Raw genomic sequence first — 22,305 nt, forward strand, 5'->3', positions numbered from 1 at the left:
TCGACACAGCGATGAGCGCACCCGGCAGTTGTCCACTGCCCTGCGCTTCGTCAGCCATGTCGTGTAAACCACGTGTCGAGAGTACGGAACCTGGGCGGGCCCGCTACCGTTGGTCCCATCTAGTGAGACAACTGATCACATTCTGGATCAGCGCCGGACGACGTTGGTCTCGGCCACCTTGTCGTGCAGGGCCTGCTTCTTGTCGTCCCACAGCGGCCACAGCTCGTTCAGCAGCGCTCCGAAACTGAACAGGGTGCCTACCAGCGGGATCGCGCTGAGCAGACCGATGCCCATGTACAGGCCGTACCGCTTGAGCACCGCGCTCCCCGGCGGGTTGCCTGGTACGTCGCGGAGCCGGACCGCGATGCCCAGCGCCATCTTGCCGGGCGTAGCGCCCTTCTTGGTGAGGAACAGGTACTCGTAGACGAACGACACCACGAGGCTGATCAGCGTGGCCGGGATCATCCACTTGTAGATCTCTGGCGGCAGGGTGGTGCTGGTTGTCGGCGTGCCGGCGGCTGCCCGGTCCAGGGTGTCCTGGAAGTAGGTCCAGAGCACCTTGGAGTACTGGTAGATGAAGTAGCCGGTCAGCGGGAGGCCGATGATGCCCGCGATGATCCCGTCGAGGATGCGGGCGAACACCCGGCGCCACCAGCCGGAAAGCAGCTGGCCGTCCGGGGTGGTGTGAACCCGCTGGCCCGGGTACCCGTAGCCGGCCGGCTGACCGTGGCCGTACGGCTGGTGCGGGGCGCCGTACTGAGGCTGGCCGTACTGCTGGCCGTACTGGGGTTGCCCGTACTGCGGTTGCCCGTACTGGGGCTGGCCGTACTGCGGTTGCCCGTACTGCGGCCGGGCCGGTGGTGGCTGGTAGCCCGGGATGCGCTGGCCGTACCGGGGCTGGTCCTGCTGCGGGGCCTGTTGCGGCTGCGGGCCTCCGTACACCTGGCCGTGCTGCGCGGGCTCGCCGTACTGCGGGAAGTCCCGCTGCTGGCCGAACTGGCTCTGGTACGCCGGTGGGCCCTGCTGCGGGCGACGCTGATCCGTCCAGGCTGTGCCGTCCCAGTACCGCTGCTGGGCCGGGTCCTCGGGGTCGTCGTACCAACCTGCTGCTTGAGAGCTCACCGGGAAAGTCTTGCCTACGTCCCGGGGCGTTGGCCATCCGGTGGCACGTAACGGACGATGTCAGCTCGGCTGGCGGTCGATCGCGGCGGCCAGGGCGGCGATCACGTCCGGCTTCCGGGGCGCTCCGCTGGCGCGCTTCACCACGGCTCCGGTCGCGTCCAGGATCAGCGTGGTCGGCGTACGGAGGATGTCCAGCCGGCGGACCAGCTCGAGGTGCGACTCGGCGTCCAGCTCGACGTGGCGCACACCGTCGACCATGCCCTCGACCTCGGCGAGCGTCCGCCGGGTCGCGCGGCAGGGCGCGCAGAACGCGGACGAGAACTGCAGCAGCGTCGCGCGCTCACCCAGCTCCGCACCGACCTCCGCGGCCGTCACCCGCTCCACGTCGTCCTCGCTCTTCCCCCGAAACCGCCCGTCCACCCACGCTTTGAGCACGCTGAGAACCACACCGGCGACTATTGCGCCGGCCAGCACCCACAGCCCGAGACTCACAGCTACCCACGGTACGACGCTCTGTTCACGTTTCAACCGCCCGTTTCACGTACTGAGAAGCTCCTGCACATCACCAGCGAGCCTGTACCCCGAACGGCCGGTCGGCCACGGCAGGCTGTCCTCCCCGTCCCCTGGGTACCGCGGTACGACGTGAAAGTGCAGGTGGTCGACGCTCCGACCGGAACCGGGCCCACTGGCGTTCAACAGACACACCCCTGTCGCACCCAGCCGCTCCACAATCCTCTGCGCAACCCGCTGCGCCAGGTCGATCACCTGTGCCAGGTCCTCCGCTTGCACGTCGAGTACGCCGGCCGCGGTGTGCCGACGCGGTACGACGAGGGTGTGCCCAGGAGCGATCTCCTCGCCCGGGAGCGGGAGGAACGCGACCGCGGCGCGCTCCCTGGCGATCCAGCGGGCCGAGTCCGCGGAAATGAGTCCGCAGAAGACGCAGGCATCCATCTGGTGATTGTGCTCCGGTCTAATGGGGGTGTGGAGAGTGGAGTGACGGTGCGTTCGGGGGTGGTGGTGCCGGAGGGGGAGTTGGCCTGGCGGTTCTCGCGGTCCAGTGGGCCCGGTGGGCAGTCCGTGAACACCACGGACAGCCGGGTGGAGCTGAGCTTCGACGTGGCCGGTACGTCGGCGTTGAGCGACGTACTGAAGACGCGGGCGCTGGAGCGGCTGCGGTCGCGGCTGGTGGACGGCGTACTGACGATCGCGGCGTCGGAGTACAAGTCGCAGTTCCGCAACCGGGAGGCTGCCCGCGAACGGCTGGCGGAGGTGCTGCGCGAGGCGATCGCCCCGCCGCCCCGCAAGCGCCGCCCGACCAAGCCGAGCAAGGCGTCCGTACGCCGTCGCCTGGACGACAAGAAGCGCCGCGGCGAGACCAAGCGCCTCCGTGGCCGGCCGAACGACTGATCGGCCCCTTCGGCTGGTTACGCTTGCGGGCGTGCAGGAAACGGGGAGCGGGGAAACCGGGGAGCCGGAGGAGCTCCCGGAGTTCCAGGATCTGAAGGTGCGCGGCCGTTCGGTCAAGACCTGGTCGATCGGCGCCGGCGCCGTACTGCTGGCGGTCGCCGCCGCGTTCGGCGGGCTGAAGAAGGCCGGCGACGAGACGCCGCAGGTGGCCGCCGGGACCGCGGTCGACGCCGGGCAGTACGAGGTGACGATCCAGCGCGCGGTCATCGTCAAGGACCTGAAGCCGCTGTTCACCCCGGACCCGGGCGGCGTCCTGCTGGCGGTCGTGACCAAGCTGAAGGTCACCGACCACACCGGTACGACGCCGTCGCTGGACATGATCCGGCTGATCGGCGTCCCCGGCGTGAAGGACACCGCCGGACCGCTCGGCTCGACCAACCTCCGCGACGCGACGATGAACCCGGTGCTCACCCCGGATGCCACCGAGGACGTCGCGTTCGTCTGGCAGCTCCCGAAGGGCACCAAGCTCCCGACCGAGGTCAACCTGACCGTGCAGGGCTACGAGCACGTGGACGAGTCGCTCCTCGACCACCACGAGAAGTGGATGCCGGACAAGATCGTCGCGGACAGCACGGTCAAGGTGAAGGACAACCGCAAGTGAAGGGCCGCACGCTCGCCAACCTCGGGCTGACGATCGCCGTGCTGGTCGCGATCGTCGCGCTCTACCGGTGGACGCCGGACCAGAAGGACATCCAGGACCCGACTCCGGTGAAGGGCATCGTCGGGCGCGCGGTGCAGACGCCGCGGTTCGACCTGACCGTGAACGACGTACGGGTCGGCAAGAAGCTCCGGATCCCGAACTCCTCGCCGGACCGGGACTCGCTGACCGACTTCGTGGTCGTCGACGCGACCGTCGTGGCCACCCGCGAACCGATGCACATCCTGGGGGTGAAGATCCGGTCCGCGGACGGCGTCACCTACCTGGGTTCGAACCGCAGCGGTCTCGACCAGGTCGACCTGACCGGGTCCGAGTTCTCCCCGGACATCCCGGTCCGCGGCTCGTTCGTGGTCGAGATGCCGGCCGACAAGGTGCCGGGGGCAATGTTCCTGGTGATGGAGAAGTCGATCCTGAACGACCTCGAGCCGCAGGTCACCGTCCCGCTCGGCAACGCCGCCCCGAAGGTCGAGGACGTCGTGGCCCTGACCGATGCGAGCGACCAGTGAGCGGCGCGCGCCGGGCCCGGCGCGGCTGGTTCCGGAAGAACTCGATCGCGCTCGGCGCCCTGGTCGTGGCGATTCCGCTGGCCGGCTGGTGGACCACGCACAGCGACTACAAGTCCTGGTACGACGGCGAGCCGCGCGATCCCGTCCAGGTCGCGGCGGGCGGTACGGCGTACAACGGCGCCACCTGGTACGCCGCCGGCGTCGAGCAGGACCCGCAGCCGCTACAGGGCGGGCACAGCTCCGAGGACAAGCTCCCGCCGGACACCACCCGGATCCGCGTGTACTTCCGGTTGCAGGTCGACAAGCTGTCCGCGCTCGACGGCCTCGGCGGTTGCTCGCTGCACCTCCGCGCACCGGACGGCCGCACGTGGGACGAGACCGTGGTCGCCGACGACTACCAGGACCGTCCGACCGGCTGCACGGGCGGTACGGACGACGAACCGGCGAGCTGGCGGGGTGCCTCCGCGCAGTACTACCTGAAGCCGACGGCGGGGAAGCCGTTCGAGACGGTCGCGATCTTCGTCGTACCGAAGTCGGTCGCCGGCAGCGTGCAGCCGACGATCACGTGGGCTACGAAACTCCCTCAGTACCTGGCATTCCCGAGGTAGCGGCGCCCAGGTCGGTGACGCCGTGGTCGCCCGCGGGCTGCTCGTGGACGGCACGGGTACGCGGCCCGAGGTACCCGGCCAGGCCGCCGATCATCCGGTCGTACGCCGCGGCGAGCAGGCTGACCTGCAGCATGATCTTCAGGCCGTCCGTGAGCAGGCTCAGCGGTTCGTCGACGACCTGCCAGAACTGCAGCGTGTGCGGCCCGAGGACCCAGAGCTTCAGCGCGATCCACACGCCACTGGCCGCGAACGTGACCGCCGCCCAGGCCAGGAAGTACCCGAGCATCGGCCGCAGCCCCGAACGCACGACCAGCCGGAACGCCTGCACCACCGGGATCCAGCGTTCCTTCCAGTCGGCCACCACCGAGTTGCCGGCCACCCGGACGATCCGCGGCGTCTGCTGCCAGCGATGCGTGATCCGGTCGAACCGCCAGCGCACCTTGTCGGGCTTCTGCACGACGCGGCCGTAGATGACCGCGGTCATCGTGATCCACATCAACGGCAGTACGGCGGCACTCCACAGGTCACCGATGCCCGCGGCGACAAAGCCGGTGACCGCGTCCCACACCTCGCGGACCTGGTTGACGTCGAGCACATGGTCGAGCACCCAGGTGTACCCGTCCTGCAGCCATTGCCAGACGACGCGCTGCTTCAGCCAGGTCATCGGCGGCGGGATCACCGAGGTCGCCTGGTACACGACAACGAAGATCCAGAGCGCTTCGAGATACGTGACGAACAGCTTGCGGACCGGGCCCTCTTTCTCCTTCTTCCACTTCTTGAACACGAAGCGGAGCAGGTACGCCGTGACGCCGAGGCCGATGAACAGCCAGGTCGACAAGGACTGCAGCCCCTCGGACTGCTGCGGGGCCACACCGCCGGTAAGAACGTTCGCGACGGTGTCGTTCACCTTCTTGACCGCAAGCTGGTACTCGTAGTTGAGCGCTTCGTTCTGCAGGAACTTGTAGGCCGCGTAGAACGCCAGGAACGGCAAGAGAGCGGCAGCCACCGCATCGAGGGGCTTGTGCTCGCTACCAGGCTCCATGCCGTCCGGCGCGAGCATGCCCTCGGCAACAGCACGCCTGTGGAACGGCAGGTCGCTCCGCAACACCAAGAACATCGTCACGTACATCGCCAGCGACACGACGACGAGCAACGCCAGTACGGCGATCCCGGCCGCCTCAGCCTTGGCCCCTGCCTGTACGGCGACCCACTGCAGGCCCCGGTGCACCAACTGCGCCACCAGGAAGACCGCCGCCAACCGCGGCCAGGCCTTCCCGAACAGGACCCCCGCCCGCCCCACCGTAGTGAGTAGCGTCCCCGACTCCATCGCCACGGCGACGAATGTACCTCGCGAGGAGTCCTGTCAGCCGACAGTCCGGTCAGCCGCCGGCGAAGGGCGGCAGGGCGTCGACGAGTGCGCCCGGCTTCAACCGTGTACTGGCGTCGGCCCGCTCGCCGTCCAGGAGGAACGTGCAGATCGACAGCACGCGCGCCAGCTCCGGCCGGTCGCTCGACACGGTGCTGACCAGATCGCCGATCGAACCCGCTTCTGCGGTCGCCGACGCGCTGCCGGCCGCCGAACGTGCGGCAGCGAAGTACCTGATGGTCACTTCCGGCATCTGATCCGCGCCTCACTCATCGGTTAGGTCTTCCGCTATTATGTCATCTTGCTGTTGCGAACCAGTGTGTCCCAGGCCCCCGGCAACGACGCCGTTGGGGCCTGACGTGCACTATCAGCACAAGGAGACGGCGTGAGCACGTTACTTCTGCTGACGAACGCGCTGCAGGCCTCCACCGAGGTGCTGCCGTCGCTCGCCCTGCTCCCCCACCAGATCCGCATCCTCCCGGCCGAGGTCGCCGCACTCGTCGACGCCCCGGACGCGGACGCCGTGCTGCTGGACGCCCGGCGCGACCTGGTCGCGGTCCGGAGCGCGTCGCGGCTGATCCGCACGACCGGCATCGACGTACCGCTGATCCTGGTCGTCACCGAGGGCGGCCTGACCGCGGTCAACGCCGACTGGGGCGCGGACGACGTGCTGCTCGACACCGCCGGCCCGGCCGAGATCGAGGCCCGGCTGCGGCTGGTGATCGGGCGGCTCGCGGCGACCCGGAACGACGAGCCCGAGTCCACGCTGATCCGCAGCGGCGACGTGGTCATCGACGAGGCGTCGTACACCGCGAAGCTGAACGGGCGGGCGCTCGATCTGACGTACAAGGAGTTCGAGCTGTTCAAGTTCCTCGCGCAGCACCCGGGCCGGGTGTTCACCCGCGAGCAGCTGCTGCAGGAGGTCTGGGGCTACGACTACTTCGGCGGCACCCGGACCGTCGACGTGCACGTACGGCGGTTGCGCGCGAAGCTCGGGCCGGAGCACGAGGCGCTGATCGGGACGGTCCGCAACGTCGGGTACCGGTTCGTCGTACCGCCCGCACCGACCACGCGGGAACCGGCGGACGCGCAGGTCTAGAGGAAGAACTTCAGCAGCGTGAAAGCGAGCCCGGCTGCGGGCAGAAGCGCCACGAGCCGAGAGCCGAAGCCCTGCTTGAAACCGGCGAACAACGTGCCGATCGTGATCGGCACCAGCATCACCAGCATCGTGATGCCGGCCGCGTGCACGCCGACGTGCGACTGGAACGTCAGGACCCACCCGACCACGAACGCGAACGCCAGACCGAGCCAACTGGTGATCTGCACCGGGCCGTCCGCGCTGCGATGACCCCGATGCGACGCGCGAGTGGCCCGCCGGTGCGAGGTCGGAGCAACGTGCGCCATCGCTCACCTTCCGTAAGTGCCTGAGTACGCAAGGTACCAGGGACTTACGGCGGATACGAAAAGGGCCGGTGCGTCGCCGCACCGGCCCTTCCGGTACGCCGGTCAGGAACCGAGCGAGATCCGGTCGGTGGCGACCGGGGTGTACGGGTCGTGCGCGCTCAGGTAGTTCGCGAACGCGTCGATGTCCAGCCCGCCGAACACCTTGTTGGCGGCGGTGGTGAAGGCCGGGAAGCCGTCGCCACCGTCGGAGAGGAAGTTGTTCGTGACGATCCGGTACGACGTACCGTCGACGAGCGGCTGCCCGCCGATCTTGATCGAACCGGCCACGACCTTCGAACCCGCCGCGGCGGCCGGGTTCCAGGTGTAGGTGATGCCCGCGACCTGGAGCACCTTGTACTTCGGGGCGTCCGGGCCGTTCACGCCGGAGAACTGCTGCTCCAGCAGGGCCTTGATCTGCGTCCCGGTCATGTCCATCGAGACCAGGAAGTTGTTGAACGGCTGCACGGTGAACGCCTGCCCGAAGGTGACCGCGCCGGCGTTCGACGCCAGGTCGGCACGGATCCCGCCCGGGTTCATGAACGCCGCCACCGGCGTCTTGCCGCCGGACACCACCGACGGGTCGGCGAGCTGCGCGTCCGCGATCAGGTTGCCGAGCGGCGACTCCAGCGAGTCGTCGTTCGTACGCACCACCGACGGGGTGCTGAGGTGGCCGATCACCTTGCTCTCGATCGGCGCGACCAACGCCTTGTACTTCGCGATCAGCTTGGCCGTCTTCGGGTCCTGGACGACGTCCTGGGTGACGATCTGGTTCTGCGCCAGGGTGTTCGTCCGGTCGACGTCACCGGTCGCGTTGTCGATGCTCAGCCGGACCTCGGTGACCAGCCGGCCGAACGACGAGGCGCTGGTGACCAGCCGCGGCTTGCCGGCCTTGTCCGGCAGCGAGCAGTTGTACGCCTGGTGGGTGTGGCCGGAGATGATCGCGTCGATCTCCGGGTCCAGCCCGGCGTTGATGTCGACGATCGGGCCGGAGATCCCCGGGCAGCTGTTGTACGCCTTCGGGTCGGCCGGGAACCCGCCCTCGTGCAGCAGCACGACGATCGACTTCACGCCCTTCTTCTTCAGCTCCGGGACCAGCGCGTTCGCGGTCGCGACCTCGTTCTTGAAGGTCAGGCCCTCGACACCGGACTTGGTCACGATGTTCGGCGTGTTCTCCAGCGTCATACCGATGAACGCGACCTTGTTGCCGTCCTTGAACGACTTGATCGTGTACGGCGCGAACAGCGTCTTCTGGGTGTTCGTGAAGAACACGTTGGCGCTCAGGTACTTGTACTTCGCCCCCTCGAACGGGTGCTTCGGGTCCGGGCAGGAGTTCTGGTTGTTCTGCCCGTCGCCGTCCGGCAGGCAGCCGCCGGTCTGCATCCGGAGCAGCTCGTGCCAGCCCTCGTCGAACTCGTGGTTGCCCACCGACGCAGCCTCGAGTCCCATCCCGCTCAGCGCTTCCACCGTCGGCTCGTCGTGGAACGCCGCCGACAGCAGCGGCGAGGCACCGATCAGGTCACCCGCGGCGACCGTCACCGAGTCCTGCCCCTTGGCCTTGGCCGCGGCCCGGAGCTCCTTCAGGTGCGTGGCGAGGTACGCCGCACCGCCGGCCGGGATGCCGTTGATGTTGCCGCCCGAACCGGTCGCCGGCTCCAGGTTGCCGTGGAAGTCGTTGATCGCCAGCAGCTGGATCTGCGAGTGCGTCGGCTTCTTCGCCTGTACGGCGGTCACCTCGGGCGTGGCGGCGGACTGGGTCGCAGCCCCTGCCTGGCTGAGGGATCCCCCCGCGGCAAAGGCAAGCGCCACGGCCGTCCCGGCGGCGAGCAGACCAGCAGCGCGCCGTCCCCCCAGCCGTGCTCTGTCTCGTGCCATGTCGTTCTCCGTGTTCGTGGTTGATGAGTCCGCTGAAGTTACCTGAGCAGCAAACCCTCTTTCCAGGACCTGAGAATGAACTCAGCTGAACCTTTTACTGTGTTCCGGTGACTCTTGAAGCCGTTCCCTCCCCGTTGCCCCCGGCCACCGCCGCCGCCGTCACGGAACTCGCCCGTACCGCAGCAGAAAGCGACGGCGTCCACCCGCTGTCCGAACGCACCCTGTTGCACCTCGACGGCGAGCATCCCGGCGACGTCCACGTCCTCGCGTACTCCGGCGAGCCCGGCACCATCGAGGTCAGCGGCCTGCAGAGCGCCCGCAACCTCACCGGGTACGCCTCCCTGTCCCCCGACGGCTCCGCCGAACTCGTCGTTGGTGTCCCCTACCGCCGCCAGGGCTTCGGTACGGCGCTCCTCCGGATGCTGCTCGACCACGGCGGCGCCCGTACCCGCGTCTGGGCCCACGGGCGGCTGCCTGGAGCGGACGAGCTCGCCCGGCGCCTCGACCTGGAGGTATCACGTGAGCTGTACTTCCTCCGCCGTACCAGGGCTGCTCTGCCGGCACCCGTGTGGCCGGACGGGATCGCCGTACGCACGTTCGTCCCCGGCCAGGACAACGCCGCCTGGCTGGAGGTCAACGCCGCTGCCTTCGCCGGCCACCCCGAACAGGGCAGCTGGACCGCCGCAGACCTGGCTGAACGCCTGCAGCAACCGTGGTTCGACCCAGAGGGCTTCTTCCTGGCCGTTTCGGCAACCGGCGAGGTAGCCGGCTTCCACTGGACGAAGGTCGAGGACGGCGTGGGCGAGGTCTACGTCGTCGGAGTCTCCCCGTCCTTCCAAGGCCAAGGCCTAGGCAAGTCCCTCACCCTCCAAGGCCTCCACCACCTCCAGAACGACCGAGGCCTCGACGAGATTGTCCTCTACGTAGACGGCACCAACACCCCCGCCCGCACCCTCTACACCACCCTCGGCTTCACCACAGCCGCCCTGGACGTCCAGTACGCCCCTCACCCACAGTGACCACCATCACAACCGATTCCGCCACCCCTCCGCGTCATAAACCCCCACCCCCACCCGTCCCCCCATCAACCAGGAGCCGCCCGAGCCTCTAACCCCCCAGCCGAGCGGCTCCTGGCCTTATCCACAGCTGCACCTTTTGACATGGCCCCCGCCCCGACACCCCGGTTACGATGCGTGTCAACTACGGAGGGCTGACACTCGTGACACACCGCAACAGGCCAACCCAAGCACTCCTGGCCTGCCTAGCCACCACCACACTCCTAACCGCCTGCACCACCCCCAGCCCCAAAGCCGCCCAACCCAACACAGCCCCACCACCGGCCTCGGGGACGCCGACAGGCTCAGCCAACGAGACGCCGTCGTCTCCTGGACCGACGGCCACGGGGAGCAGTCCTTCCACGAACGGCCCGACCGCTCCGCCGACTCGTCCGCCGTCAGCGACGGGCCCGAGCCTCGCAGCCGGCGAAGCCTTCATCGGGCACTACGTCGCCCTGCTCAACTATGCATACGCAACGGGCGACACCGGCCCGATGATGGCAGCAAGCGACAAGGGCTGCATCGGTTGCAAGGGAGTATCCGATTACACGAAGAAGTACAACGCAAGCCGCGGGACTCTCGCCGGCGACTACAACGACCGTCTGATCAGCGTCAAGGAGATCTACCGCGGTAAGTCAGGACGCCTCGGCGGCTCCGCGACACTCAAGACGGGTTCGTACACCGAACGAGACTCGCCCAGCGCATCCCCGGTCCCGCAGGGGAACCTCACCGGGACGATGGAGTTCACTCTCTCAGCGAGCGGTGGGAACTGGGTCATGTACGAGATGGAAATCAAGGAATGAAGTCGGCCTTCGTTCGCTGCGCGGGTGCCTCGCTCGCGACGTTGACGGTCGTGGCCGGTATCTCCGCGGCGGTACTCGCGTCGGTCGAAGCGAGCGACGCGAGCGCGAGTCCGGTCGCATCGGCATCCAAGACGAAGGCCAAGCCGCTGCCGACCGTGTCGGGACGGGGCCGGCGGTGGGGCTCATCGTTCGATGGCTCGACCACTCAGAACGGCAGGAACAACGTGCGTGACGACACAGAGACCCGGCACGCTCCGCGTCACAACTCTGACACGACTGCGGCGAGCAACAAGCATCATCCGAAACGGCTACCCGAACGGCCGGTGGACCCGCGCGAAGAGTTGCGGATCAACACCGGCATCTGTGGACGTATGCAGCCGGACGGGACCGTTCCCGGTCCCACTCGGTGCCAGCCGGGTGGCGACGACAAGCGTCTGACCAGGCAGAAGATCATCCCCACGGTCGTGATCCCGCGCCCGGAGGACATCACCTGGGAAGAGGTGCGATCGGAGACGAAGAACGTCGTATTTCCTGGGCTCTCGGTGAAGGTGCAGCCGAAGGGTAAGACGTTGGTGAATATGGCGACGATCGTCTACACCGACGACAGCAAGGTGTCGACGACGACCGTGACACTGCTCGGTTTCCCCGTTGTGGTCGAAGCCACGCCGGTCAGCTACACCTGGGACTTCGGCGACGGCTCCCCGGCAGTCACCACGAGCACCCCGGGCAGGCCGTACCCGTCGGCCGACATCACCCACAAGTACCGCAAGCGCCAAGGCGTAGGCATCACCGTCACCACCAACTACGCCGCCCGCTTCAACGTCGCCGACACCGGCTGGCAGTACATCGAAGGCACCGTCCCCATCACCGGCCCCACCACCCTCCTCCAGGTCCGCGAAGCCGTACCGGTGCTGGTCGACCCAGGGCGGTAGCGGCGAGCCGTGACGCAATTCCTCCGGTTGGCTTTGCACGCATCGTCGGCCGCGGCCCCATCACAGTACTGCCCTTCCGTGGGCGCGGACACGCGCCCACGTCCACGACTGCGCCCTGTTGACGTCAGAGGGACCAAATTTGTGACATATCGCAAGAGGCCACAATTCACGCTAGCGGTCTGTTTCGCCATCACTACATGCCTAACCGCCTGTGCTGGACACGGTCCCGCGGCCAGCGAATCAAGCGATGCTTCGCCCTCGACTTCCTCAACGGGACAGACGGCCTCCACGACGGGGTCTGCAACCCCGCCGGCCGCATCGGCGGTTTCGACTACCCCACCGCCACGACCGGCAGCCGCTGAGGGGCTCACGCTTGCAGCAGCCGAGCAGTTTGTCCGCTACTACAGCGACCTGCTGAACTACGCTTCCGCGACCGGCGATACGGCCCCCATGCTCGACGTCAGCGAAAAGGGCTGCGTGAACTGCAAGTCGTACGCGGATTTCGTCGCGAAAGCAAATGCAGCAAACGGGCTGCTTCAAGGTGACTACCTTGAGAAGATCACTGGTGTTCCCGAGGTCTTCCGCGACAAGAGCGGACGCATCGGCGGGTCGGCAACTCTCACCGTCGGCGCATATGTCAGTCGGAATTCAAAGAATGCATCGCCAATCAGGCTGAAATCCACGAAGTACACGCGAGAGTTCGCGCTTTCCCAGCAGGGTGGCAATTGGATCATGTACGAGATGGAACTCAAGCGGCAGTGAGGTCGGTTCTCACCTCGCTCGGGCCGCAGGTCGCTAGCTGAGCGCCGACCTCAGGTGGTTGGTGAGGTGGGTGTGGGCTTGGCGGGTGGTGCCGGGGAGGGTTAGGAGGTTGGTGTGGCCGTGGGGGAGGGTGGAGTGGTGGATGTGGGTCAGGGGGTTGCCGGCGGCGGCTAGGGCTTGGGCGTATTCGCGGCCTTCGTCGCGGAGGGGGTCGAAGCCGGCTGTGGTGAGGTAGGTCGGGGGGAGGCCGGTGAGGTCTTCGGCGCGGAGGGGGGAGACGATCGGGTCGGGGCGGAGGGTGGGGTCGGGGGTGTACATGTCGCGGTACCAGATGATGTCTTCTTCGGTGAGGATGAAGCCCTCGGAGAAGAGGTCTCGGCTGGGGCGGCGGGCTACCAGGTCGACGGCGGGGTAGAGGAGTACCTGTAGGGCTGGGTGGGGGAGGTCGCGGCGGACTGTTTGCTGGGCCACGACCGCGGCCAGGTTGCCGCCGGCGCTGTCGCCGCCGACGGCTATCAGGTTCGGGTCGACACCGAGGTCATCGGCGTGGTCGACGGCCCAGGTGAAGGCGGCGATCGCGTCCTCGGCGGCGGTCGGGGCGGGGGCCTCGGGGGCCAGGCGGTAGTCGACGGACAGGACCCGGATCCCGGCCTCGGCGGCGATCGAACGGCAGACCGCGTCGTGGGTGTCGAGGTCGCCCACCACCCACCCACCACCGTGGAAGAACACCAGCAGCCCACGGCCGATCCCGTCCCGGGATCCTCGGCCGGCCCGTGCACCAGAACCGGGTCCCGCCGCGGCCGGGGTGGACCGACCGGCGGGGCCTGCGGCTGCGGTCGAGCTACCGGCGGCTGTGGTGGGCGCGGGGCGGCCGTCGGCTCCGGGGGCTGTGGCGGGGTCGCTGGCGGCTGTGGCGGGGCCACCGGCTGTGGTGGGCGCGGGGCGGCCGTCGGCTCCGAGGGGTGGGGTGGCGGTACCTGCTGCGGTGGGTTCGGTGGCAGGTTGGGCTGCGGTGGGGGACGTGCCGGTGATGGTTGGTGAGGGGGTGGTGGGTGGGAGGGGGCGGGGGGTGTAGAGGCGGGCGCCTAGTTGGCCGGCGGTGCCTCGGACGGTTAGGTCGGTTACTCGTTGTAGTTCGGGGGGTGTGCCGGGGATGAGTTTGCAGAGTTGGCGGAAGTGGGCGCGGGCGGTGGCGGCGTCGGTCTTGGTTGTGTGGGGCAACAGGTTGTCGAGGCGCAGGAGGAGCTGGATGTCGGGGTCGAGGGTGTTGCCGTCGATCTGGATCGGTGCGCCGGCGAGGCGTCGGCGTCCGGCGGGGGGCAGCGCGTACAGCGGGGCCAGTGCGTTCGCCTGTACGGCGTTCAGCGCGGCCCGCAGTGCCGAGGCGTTCAGCGTGTCCCGCAGTACCGAGTCCAGTCGTAGGTTCACGAGGAGTGACGCTAGCAAGTGCGTCCGGCAGGCAACGAAAACGTCACATTCGGCAACGCGCGGACGGCTACCCGTTGTTCATGAAACGGTGCGATCCTTGTCGACGTGGCTGGAGACTTGCTGGCGTCCCACAACCGGGAGTACGACGTAGAACCGCCGTACGACATCAGTGCGGCCGGCGACCTCCCGTCGGACCGGTTCTCGGACCGGGAGCTGAGCTGGCTGACGTTCAACCAGCGGGTCCTGGAGCTCGCCGAGAACGACCAGATCCCGCTGCTCGAGCGGGCCAAGTTCCTCGCGATCTTCGCCAGCAACCTGGACGAGTTCTACATGGTCCGGATCGCCGGCCTGAAGCGCCGGATCGCGGCCGGGGTCGCGGTCCGTGCGGCCAGCGGACTGCTGCCGCGGGAGGTGCTGGACCGGAGCCTGGCGAAGAGCCGCGAGCTGATGGACCGGCACGCGGAGACCTGGCGGAAGTCGGTGCAGCCGGCGCTGACCGAGCAGGGCATCGACATCCTGCGCTGGGACGAGCTGGAGCACAACGAACGCGAGGACATGACCCGGTTCTTCCGGGACCGGATCTTCCCGGTGCTGACGCCGCTGGCGGTGGACCCGTCGCACCCGTTCCCGTACATCTCCGGCCTGAGCCTGAACCTGGCGGTCGTGGTCCGGAACCCCGACACCGGCGGCGAGCACTTCGCCCGGGTCAAGGTGCCGCCGCTGCTCCCCCGGTTCGTGAACGTCGCGGACGGCCGGTTCGTGCCGCTCGAGGACGTCATCGCCACCCATCTGGGGCAGCTGTTCCCGGGCATGGAGGTGATCCAGCAGCACACCTTCCGGGTGACCCGCAACGAGGACCTCGAGGTCGAGGAGGACGACGCGGAGAACCTGCTGGCCGCCCTGGAGAAGGAGCTGCTGCGCCGCAGGTTCGGCCCACCGGTCCGGCTCGAGGTGGAGGAGTCGATCGACCCGCAGGTGAAGGCGCTGCTGCTGTCGGAGCTGGGCGTCACCGAGGCGGAGGTGTTCGAGCTCCCGGGCCCGCTGGACCTGCGCGGCCTGTTCGCGATCGCCAGCCTGGACCGGGCGGAGCTGAAGTACCCGGCGTTCGTGCCGTCGACGCACCCGCACCTGTCCGAGGTGGAGACGTCGAACCCGGCGGACATGTTCCACGCGCTCAAGCAGCGCGACGTACTGGTCCACCACCCGTACGACTCGTTCTCGACGAGCGTGCAGCGCTTCATCGAGCAGGCCGCGGCGGATCCGCACGTGCTGGCGATCAAGCAGACGCTGTACCGGACCAGCGGCGACTCGCCGATCGTGGACGCGCTGATCGACGCGGCCGAGGCCGGCAAGCAGGTGCTGGTGCTGGTCGAGATCCAGGCGCGCTTCGACGAGCAGGCGAACATCAAATGGGCCCGTCAGCTCGAGCACGCCGGCTGCCATGTCGTGTACGGCGTGATCGGCCTGAAGACGCACTGCAAGCTGTCGATGGTCGTCCGCGACGAGCCGGACGGTCTCCGCCGGTACGCGCACATCGGCACGGGGAACTACCACCCGAAGACGGCCCGCCTCTACGAGGACCTGGGCCTGCTGACCAGCGACAAGGTCGTCACCGAGGACGTAGCGCTGCTCTTCAACCACCTGTCCGGCTTCGGCCGCAGCGCCGGCTACCGGCGGATCCTGGTCGCTCCCCAGTCGGTACGGCGGGGCCTGCTCGAGCGGATCGACCGGGAGATCCAGCACCACCACGCAGGCCGCCCGGCGCGGATCCGGATCAAGGTTAACAGCCTGGTCGACGAGGCGTTGTGCGACGCGCTGTACCGGGCGTCGCAGGCCGGCGTACCGGTGGACCTGTGGATCCGGGGCATCTGCACGCTCCGTCCCGGCGTTCCCGGGCTGTCGGAGAACATCCAGGTCCGCAGCATCCTCGGGCGGTTCCTCGAGCACAGCCGGGTGTTCCTGTTCGAGAACGGCGGCGAGCCGGAGGTGTGGATCGGTTCCGCCGACCTCATGCACCGGAACCTGGACCGCCGCGTCGAGGTGCTGGTGCAGCTGAAGGAGCCGGACCACGTGACGGAGCTGGGCGACATGTTCGACCTGGCGTTCGACGACGGCACCGGTTCCTGGTGGCTGCAGCCGGACGATAACTGGCTCCCCCGCTTAACCGCGCAGGACGGTACGCCGCTCCGGGACCTGCAGGAGCGGTTGATCCGGACCCGCGGCCGACGTCGCGCGATCGATCCGGTCAGCTGACCCCTAGGGTGTTCGTATGAGCAACCCGGCGACCGTTATCGCCGCGGGTGGTGTCGTCTGGCGGGAACGCGGCGACACCCGGCAGGTGCTGCTGGTGCACCGTCCCCGGTACGACGACTGGTCGCTGCCCAAGGGCAAGCTGACCGCGCACGAGCACGTCCTGCTCGGTGCGCGGCGGGAGATCGAGGAGGAGACCGGGCAGCGCGTGGTGTTCGGCCCGCCGCTCGGCACGCAGCGGTACGCGATCCGCAAGAACGGCGGTACGGCGGAGAAGCTCGTGCACTACTGGTCCGCCGTACCGGTCGACGACGGCGCGTTCGAGCCGAACGACGAAGTGGACGAGATCAGCTGGCTGTCCGTCGACAAGGCCCGCGGCAGGCTGAGCTACCCGCGGGACGTGGACATCCTGGACGCGCTCGAGCACGTGGTGCCGGTGGTCGCGACGGTGGTCGTCGTACGGCACGCGGACGCGGTGAAGCGGAAGGACTGGGACGGCAAGGACACGCTCCGTCCGCTCAGCGGCACGGGTACGGCGGTGGCGGAGCGGCTGACCGGAGTACTGCAGGCGCTCGGCGCGGACCGGATCATCAGCAGCGACGCGGAGCGCTGCGTCGCGACGGTGATGCCGTACGCCGCCTCGATCGACCGTCACATCCACCTGTGGCCGGAGCTGTCCGAGCGCGGGTACGACGCGGACCCGGACGGCCTGCGCGGTCTGGCGGACCGGGTGTGGCGCCCGGGCAAGGTGACGGTCATCTGCTCGCATCGGCCTGTCCTGCCCGCGCTCTCCCGGGAACTGGGTCTCAAAGTGGGCAAGTTCGCCACCGGCTCGTTCCTGGTGGCACATCGGCTGGCGGACGGCAAAACCGTCACCGAACGCTTCAGCGCTCCCTAGCGACACGGCTCGGTGACGATCCCGGTACGGCGGACGGGGCGTCCGGGGGACACTGGAGGTGACGGGTATGTTCCTACCCGAGGAACCGGCGCCCCACCGGGTGCCGGTCTGAGGAGAGGTTCGGGGCGCACCATGACGATGATGCGAGAACTGACACTGATCGGGATCCGGATGGAATCGCCCAACCGGGCCCCGGTGATGATGCTGCGCGAGACCGAGGGCTACCGCTACCTGCCGATCTCGATCGGCTCGGTCGAAGCGACGGCGATCGCGTACGAGGAGCAGGGCCTGCGTCCGTCGCGCCCGCTCACCCATGACCTGATGCGGGACCTGATCCAGGCGTTCGACGTGCACATCGAGGCGGTCGAGATCGTCGAGCTCCGGGACGCGGTGTTCTACGCCGAGCTCGTGCTCGCCAACGGCGCCCGGGTGTCGGCCCGGCCGAGCGACTCGGTCGCGCTCGCGGTCCGCCTGGGTACGCCGATCCGCTGCACCGAGGAGGTACTGCGGGAGGCCGGCGTCGCCACTCCCGAGGAGGAGCAGGCCGAGCTGGAGCGCTTCCGGGAGTTCCTGGACGGCGTGGCCCCGGAGGACTTCTCCAGCTGACACTGTCAATTGGTCCGACCAATGATGTGACCGGCAAGTTATCAACGAGGCGCCGACGGTGGCATGACGGCGTACTACCGTATGCCTGTCCGGGCAACTTGTGCCGCGGGCCGTGGGGGAATCGATCGTTCACGGGATCGATGCGCTGAGCGTTACCGAAACGTGAGAGAGAAGCCGTTTACATCTACCGAGAGTGACGGCTCTTAACTCAGTTCACCTATTAGCCGCCTGTCGGCACGCCAGCCGTCGCACACGCTACCGGAACCGTTCACCGCTCGTTCACCAGCGACGGACCGCCGCGTCACCTCGTCTCCCTACCGTCTGTGGAAGTTCAGAAGTCTGATTCCCGCAGAAGGGCAACACTCTCGTGTCCGTCAATCGCCTGTTCCGCGTCGGCTCCGTCGCCGTGGCTTCCATCGGCGTCCTGGCGCTCAGCGCCTGTGGCAGCGACCCCCAGTCGTCCGGCTCGTCCTCGCCGTCGGCAGGGTCGTCGTCGACCACCGCCGGGGCCGACTGCCCGAAGGGCACCCTGAATGCTGAGGGCTCCACGGCGCAGAAGAACGCCATCGAGGAAATCATCAGCAAGTACAACGAGAAGTGCGCCGACGTCACGGTGAACTACAACCCGACCGGTTCCGGCGCGGGTATCAAGCAGTTCAACGCGAACCAGGTGGACTTCGCCGGCTCCGACTCGGCGCTGAAGCCCGACGAGATGACCGCGGCGACCAAGCGCTGCGGCGGCAACCCGGCGATCGACCTGCCGATGGTGGTCGGCCCGATCGCGATCTCGTACAACGTCGACGGCGTGTCCAAGCTGGTCCTGGACGGCCCGACCGCGGCGAAGATCTTCGCGGGCACGATCAAGACCTGGAACGACCCGGCGATCGCCAAGCTGAACTCCGGCGTCACGCTGCCGTCGGCTCCGATCTCGGTGTTCTTCCGCTCCGACGAGTCCGGCACCACGGAGAACTTCACCAAGTACCTGAAGGCCGCCGGTGGTGGCGCCTGGACCAAGGACCCGGCCAAGAAATGGACCGGCACCGGCTCCGGCAAGGAGAAGTCCTCCGGTGTGGCCGAGGCCGTGAAGAGCACCAAGAACTCGATCACCTACGCCGAGTGGTCGTACGCGGTCGACAACAAGCTCGGTATCGCGCAGATCGACAACGGCTCCGGCGCCCCGGTCGAGCTGTCCGCCGAGTCCGCCGGCAAGGCGCTCGCCGCGGCCAAGCCGGCCGACCCGACCGGCAAGGACCTGGGGCTGAAGCTCGACTACACGACCAAGGCCGCGGGCACCTACCCGATCGTCCTGGTCACCTACGAGATCGCCTGCACCAAGGGTCTTCCGGCCGACAAGACCGCGATGGTGAAGAGCTTCCTGAGCTACTTCGTCAGCGCCGAGGGCCAGTCCTCGCTGACCGACCTGAACTACGGCCAGCTGCCGGCCGAGGTCCAGACGAAGGTCGTCGCCGCGATCCAGGCGATCAGCTGATCGCGAAGCAGTACTGATGCGAGCCCCGGCCGATCCGAGTCTTCGGAGGCGGCCGGGGCTCGTGCCACTGAAGAGACCCGACGGCACACGTCACGACCGAGGCGCTTGGAGCACCATCGATGAGTAGTCCAGACGGCACGGCACCGCCCGACCGGCCGGACGGCACGGCCGGCCCGGCCCCGCGATTCGGAGAGCTGGCGGCCGAACATGCCGAGCACGAGGAAACACAGCAGTCCACCGAGGTACTGACCGAGTCCGGCGTCGAGAGCACGGAAGGTACGCCGGCCACGCCCACCGCGAACGCCGACGACGACCGTGCCCTGGCCCTCGGCCCGGTCGGTCACCTGGGCGACCGGTTGTTCGGCGGGCTCGCCCGCGGCTCCGGCGGCCTGGTGGTGCTGATCGTCGCTTTCGTCGGCGTCTTCCTGCTGGCGCTGGCGATCCCGGCGCTGGCCGGGGACAAGAGCAACTTCCTGTTCTCCCGGGTCTGGAACCCGGGCGGCGACGACCCGCAGTTCGGCATCGCCGCGCTCTTCTACACCACGGTGGTCAGCTCGATCATCGCGATGCTGATCGCGGTACCGATCGCGGTCGGTGTCGCGCTGTTCGTCACGTACTACGCCCCGAAGCGGCTGGCGTCACCGGTCGCGCACGCGGTCGACCTGCTGGCCGCCGTACCGTCGATCATCTACGGCCTCTGGGGCATCCTGTTCTTCGCGCCGATCCTGCGCCCGGTGATCAACGGGATCTCCGACGCGCTCGGCTGGATCCCGCTGTTCAAGGCGCCGGCCGGCGGCGACGTCGGCGTCGTCTTCACGGCGTCGGTCGTCCTGGCGATCATGATCCTGCCGGTGGTCACCGCGATCAGCCGGGAGATCTTCGCGCAGACGCCGATCGCGCACCGCGAAGGCGCGCTCGCGCTCGGCGCCACCAAGTGGGAGATGATCCGGATGGCCGTGCTGCCGTACGGGCGCTCCGGTGTGGTCAGCGCCTCGATGCTCGGTCTCGGCCGGGCGCTCGGTGAGACCGTCGCCGTACTGATCATCCTGTCGGTGCCGAACGCGAACGACCCGTGGAACTCGTCGATCTTCGCCGGCGGCGAGACGTTCGCGTCGAAGATCGCCAACAACGCGGCGGAGTTCGACTCGCCGGAGAAGACCGGTGCGTACATCGCGGCCGGTCTGGTGCTGTTCGTGGTGACCTTCCTGGTCAACTCGCTCGCGCGGATCATCGTCGAGCGCAGCGCTCCGGGCGGGCGGCGGACCCGCCGCAACCGGCGCGCCGGTTCGTCCCCTGCTGCCGAAGGAGCCGGCTCATGACCACCGCGACAGCCGACAAGGCGGCGTACGACGGCCGGGCCCTGGACCTGACCGGCAAGTCCGGTGCGCGGGCCTTCAAGAACACGCTCGCGACCGTGCTGATGGTGCTGGCCTTCGTACTGGCGATGATCCCGCTGCTGTGGATCCTCTACACGGTCGTCACCAAGGGCTACCACCTGCTGCTGAACGCGGACTGGTGGAACCAGTCGCAGCGCGGCATCACCGTCCGGCGCGAGGGCGGCGGCGCGTACCACGCGATCATGGGCACGCTGATCATGGGCCTGATCACGGCCGTGATCGCGGTACCGATCGCGATCCTCGGCGCGGTCTACCTGGTCGAGTACGCGAAGGGCACCCGGGCCGCCCGGGTGGTCAGCTTCATGATCGACATCCTCACCGGTGTTCCGTCGATCGTCGCCGCGCTGTTCATCTACGCGGTCTGGATCACGGTGTTCGGCTTCAACCGGGTCGGTTTCGCGGTGTCGCTGTCGCTGGTGCTGCTGATGCTCCCGGTCGTCCTGCGGTCCACCGAGGAGATGCTGAAACTGGTACCGGACGAGCTGCGGGAGGCGTCGTACGCGCTCGGCGTCCCGAAGTGGAAGACGATCCTGAAGGTCGTCGTACCGACGGCGTTCGGCGGCATCGTCACCGGCGTGATGCTCGGTCTGGCCCGGGTGATGGGTGAGACCGCGCCGCTGCTGATCCTGGTCGGCTACTCGAAGAACATCAACCTGAACCCGTTCAGCGGCTTCATGGGCGCGCTGCCGACGATGATCAACCAGGACCGCAACGACATGGCCCTGCAGCCGGCCAACGACCGGGTCTGGGCGGCGGCACTCACGCTGATCCTGCTGGTCCTCGTCCTCAACCTGCTGGCCCGGGTGGTCGCCCGGTTCAGCGCCGTCAAGTCGAAATAGCGAGAGGTTCCCTTTCCGTTATGGCTAAGCGCATCGAGGTCAGCGGCCTCAACGTCTACTACGGCGACTTCAAGGCCGTCGAGGACGTGTCGATGACGATCGAGCCCCGCTCGGTCACCGCGTTCATCGGCCCGTCCGGCTGCGGCAAGTCCACCTTCCTGCGGACCCTGAACCGGATGCACGAGGTGATCCCCGGTGCCCGCGTCGAGGGCAAGGTGACGCTGGACCAGCAGGACCTGTACGGCAACGGGGTCGACCCGGTCGCGGTCCGCCGCGTCGTCGGCATGGTGTTCCAGCGGCCGAACCCGTTCCCGACGATGTCGATCTTCGACAACGTCGCGTCCGGGCTGAAGCTGAACGGCGTCAAGGACAAGAAGAAGCTCACCGAGGTGGTCGAGCAGTCCCTGCAGGGCGCCAACCTGTGGAACGAGGTCAAGGACCGGCTGGACAAGCCCGGCGCGGGCCTGTCCGGCGGTCAGCAGCAGCGGCTCTGCATCGCCCGGGCGATCGCGGTCGAGCCCGAGGTGATCCTGATGGACGAGCCCTGCTCGGCCCTGGACCCGATCTCCACGCTGGCGATCGAGGACCTGATCGAGAAGCTGAAGGACAAGTTCACGGTCGTCATCGTCACGCACAACATGCAGCAGGCGGCCCGGGTCTCCGACCAGACCGCGTTCTTCAACCTGGCCGCGACCGGCAAGCCGGGCCGGCTGATCGAGATGGCTCCGACCAAGCAGATCTTCTCCAACCCCACCGAGAAGGCGACCGAGGACTACATCACCGGCCGCTTCGGCTGATCCGTAC

Annotated in this window: 24 protein-coding genes; 16 read left to right on the forward strand and 8 right to left on the reverse strand. The window is 68.1% G+C overall.

Features of this window, described 5'->3' with window-relative positions:
• Positions 1–147 precede the first annotated feature (147 nt).
• The 3 genes from ACQHIV_RS25650 to ACQHIV_RS25660 are packed head-to-tail and all read right to left on the reverse strand — an operon-like array spanning position 148 to position 2,073.
• Positions 148–1,122, reverse strand: coding sequence for an RDD family protein (locus tag ACQHIV_RS25650; RefSeq protein WP_427885841.1), 975 nt, complete (start codon positions 1,120–1,122; stop codon positions 148–150).
• A gap of 60 nt (positions 1,123–1,182) precedes the next feature.
• Positions 1,183–1,614 (reverse strand): TlpA family protein disulfide reductase, encoded by a 432-nt coding sequence (locus ACQHIV_RS25655; RefSeq protein ID WP_427885843.1) that lies wholly within the window; start codon positions 1,612–1,614, stop codon positions 1,183–1,185.
• A 45-nt stretch (positions 1,615–1,659) separates the two neighbouring features.
• Positions 1,660–2,073, reverse strand: coding sequence for an HIT family protein (locus tag ACQHIV_RS25660; RefSeq protein ID WP_427885844.1), 414 nt, complete (start codon positions 2,071–2,073; stop codon positions 1,660–1,662).
• A gap of 42 nt (positions 2,074–2,115) precedes the next feature.
• Here ACQHIV_RS25660 and arfB point away from each other — a divergent pair, with 42 nt between their 5' ends.
• Genes arfB through ACQHIV_RS25680 form a run of 4 tightly spaced genes read left to right on the forward strand, consistent with a single transcriptional unit; the run spans position 2,116 to position 4,361 of the window.
• Entirely contained in the window at positions 2,116–2,529 is a 414-nt protein-coding gene (arfB, locus tag ACQHIV_RS25665; RefSeq protein WP_427885846.1) for an alternative ribosome rescue aminoacyl-tRNA hydrolase ArfB, read from the forward strand.
• Between the two features lie 31 nt (positions 2,530–2,560).
• A complete protein-coding gene (locus ACQHIV_RS25670) occupies positions 2,561–3,190 on the forward strand; it encodes a hypothetical protein (RefSeq protein WP_427885848.1) in 630 nt (209 codons plus the stop codon).
• Complete coding sequence (locus ACQHIV_RS25675; RefSeq protein WP_427885850.1) at positions 3,187–3,753, forward strand: hypothetical protein; 567 nt, start codon at positions 3,187–3,189, stop codon at positions 3,751–3,753. The genes ACQHIV_RS25670 and ACQHIV_RS25675 overlap by 4 nt, the downstream gene beginning before the upstream one ends.
• Positions 3,750–4,361 (forward strand): hypothetical protein, encoded by a 612-nt coding sequence (locus ACQHIV_RS25680; RefSeq protein ID WP_427885851.1) that lies wholly within the window; start codon positions 3,750–3,752, stop codon positions 4,359–4,361. The genes ACQHIV_RS25675 and ACQHIV_RS25680 overlap by 4 nt, the downstream gene beginning before the upstream one ends.
• Here ACQHIV_RS25680 and ACQHIV_RS25685 read toward each other — a convergent pair.
• Positions 4,324–5,688 (reverse strand): hypothetical protein, encoded by a 1,365-nt coding sequence (locus tag ACQHIV_RS25685; RefSeq protein ID WP_427896549.1) that lies wholly within the window; start codon positions 5,686–5,688, stop codon positions 4,324–4,326. The two genes, ACQHIV_RS25680 and ACQHIV_RS25685, sit on opposite strands and share 38 nt — an antisense overlap.
• Positions 5,689–5,740: 52 nt before the next feature.
• Positions 5,741–5,980, reverse strand: coding sequence for a MoaD/ThiS family protein (locus ACQHIV_RS25690; protein ID WP_427885853.1), 240 nt, complete (start codon positions 5,978–5,980; stop codon positions 5,741–5,743).
• A 132-nt stretch (positions 5,981–6,112) separates the two neighbouring features.
• Here ACQHIV_RS25690 and ACQHIV_RS25695 point away from each other — a divergent pair, with 132 nt between their 5' ends.
• Complete coding sequence (locus ACQHIV_RS25695) at positions 6,113–6,826, forward strand: winged helix-turn-helix domain-containing protein (RefSeq protein WP_427885855.1); 714 nt, start codon at positions 6,113–6,115, stop codon at positions 6,824–6,826.
• Here ACQHIV_RS25695 and ACQHIV_RS25700 read toward each other — a convergent pair.
• On the reverse strand, positions 6,823–7,131 hold the full coding sequence (locus ACQHIV_RS25700) for a hypothetical protein (protein WP_427885857.1): 309 nt from the start codon (positions 7,129–7,131) through the stop codon (positions 6,823–6,825). The two genes, ACQHIV_RS25695 and ACQHIV_RS25700, sit on opposite strands and share 4 nt — an antisense overlap.
• Before the next feature lie 102 nt (positions 7,132–7,233).
• Entirely contained in the window at positions 7,234–9,042 is a 1,809-nt protein-coding gene (locus tag ACQHIV_RS25705; protein ID WP_427885858.1) for a bifunctional metallophosphatase/5'-nucleotidase, read from the reverse strand.
• Positions 9,043–9,149: 107 nt separating this feature from the next.
• Between ACQHIV_RS25705 and mshD the strand changes: the two genes are divergently transcribed.
• From mshD to ACQHIV_RS25725, 4 genes are all read left to right on the forward strand, one after another.
• A complete protein-coding gene (gene mshD, locus ACQHIV_RS25710) occupies positions 9,150–10,061 on the forward strand; it encodes a mycothiol synthase (protein ID WP_427885860.1) in 912 nt (303 codons plus the stop codon).
• Between the two features lie 170 nt (positions 10,062–10,231).
• Positions 10,232–10,900 carry a DUF6318 family protein gene (locus ACQHIV_RS25715; protein ID WP_427885862.1) on the forward strand — a complete coding sequence of 223 codons (669 nt, stop codon included), beginning with the start codon at positions 10,232–10,234 and terminating at the stop codon, positions 10,898–10,900.
• Positions 10,901–11,223: 323 nt separating this feature from the next.
• Positions 11,224–11,832, forward strand: a complete 609-nt coding sequence (locus tag ACQHIV_RS25720; RefSeq protein ID WP_427885864.1) for a PKD domain-containing protein — start codon at positions 11,224–11,226, stop codon at positions 11,830–11,832.
• A gap of 141 nt (positions 11,833–11,973) precedes the next feature.
• Positions 11,974–12,594 (forward strand): DUF6318 family protein, encoded by a 621-nt coding sequence (locus ACQHIV_RS25725; RefSeq protein WP_427885866.1) that lies wholly within the window; start codon positions 11,974–11,976, stop codon positions 12,592–12,594.
• A 33-nt stretch (positions 12,595–12,627) separates the two neighbouring features.
• Here the strand turns inward: ACQHIV_RS25725 and ACQHIV_RS25730 are convergent, their stop codons facing one another.
• Positions 12,628–14,022, reverse strand: coding sequence for an alpha/beta hydrolase fold domain-containing protein (locus tag ACQHIV_RS25730; RefSeq protein WP_427885868.1), 1,395 nt, complete (start codon positions 14,020–14,022; stop codon positions 12,628–12,630).
• A 93-nt stretch (positions 14,023–14,115) separates the two neighbouring features.
• Between ACQHIV_RS25730 and ACQHIV_RS25735 the strand changes: the two genes are divergently transcribed.
• The 7 genes from ACQHIV_RS25735 to pstB all read left to right on the forward strand — a co-directional run bounded on the left by ACQHIV_RS25735 (position 14,116) and on the right by pstB (position 22,298).
• Positions 14,116–16,275 carry an RNA degradosome polyphosphate kinase gene (locus tag ACQHIV_RS25735; RefSeq protein WP_427896551.1) on the forward strand — a complete coding sequence of 720 codons (2,160 nt, stop codon included), beginning with the start codon at positions 14,116–14,118 and terminating at the stop codon, positions 16,273–16,275.
• A 16-nt stretch (positions 16,276–16,291) separates the two neighbouring features.
• A complete protein-coding gene (locus ACQHIV_RS25740) occupies positions 16,292–17,170 on the forward strand; it encodes an NUDIX hydrolase (protein ID WP_427885870.1) in 879 nt (292 codons plus the stop codon).
• A 132-nt stretch (positions 17,171–17,302) separates the two neighbouring features.
• On the forward strand, positions 17,303–17,776 hold the full coding sequence (locus tag ACQHIV_RS25745) for a bifunctional nuclease family protein (RefSeq protein ID WP_427885871.1): 474 nt from the start codon (positions 17,303–17,305) through the stop codon (positions 17,774–17,776).
• A 367-nt stretch (positions 17,777–18,143) separates the two neighbouring features.
• A complete protein-coding gene (pstS, locus tag ACQHIV_RS25750) occupies positions 18,144–19,265 on the forward strand; it encodes a phosphate ABC transporter substrate-binding protein PstS (RefSeq protein ID WP_427885873.1) in 1,122 nt (373 codons plus the stop codon).
• Positions 19,266–19,384: 119 nt separating this feature from the next.
• Positions 19,385–20,584 (forward strand): phosphate ABC transporter permease subunit PstC, encoded by a 1,200-nt coding sequence (gene pstC / locus ACQHIV_RS25755; protein WP_427885875.1) that lies wholly within the window; start codon positions 19,385–19,387, stop codon positions 20,582–20,584.
• A complete protein-coding gene (pstA, locus tag ACQHIV_RS25760; RefSeq protein WP_427885877.1) occupies positions 20,581–21,501 on the forward strand; it encodes a phosphate ABC transporter permease PstA in 921 nt (306 codons plus the stop codon). The genes pstC and pstA overlap by 4 nt, the downstream gene beginning before the upstream one ends.
• Positions 21,502–21,521: 20 nt before the next feature.
• Positions 21,522–22,298, forward strand: a complete 777-nt coding sequence (gene pstB, locus ACQHIV_RS25765) for a phosphate ABC transporter ATP-binding protein PstB (RefSeq protein WP_427885879.1) — start codon at positions 21,522–21,524, stop codon at positions 22,296–22,298.
• Positions 22,299–22,305 lie beyond the last annotated feature (7 nt).

This window comes from Kribbella polygonati, from assembly GCF_050320105.1.
Classification (GTDB): Bacteria; Actinomycetota; Actinomycetes; order Propionibacteriales; family Kribbellaceae; genus Kribbella.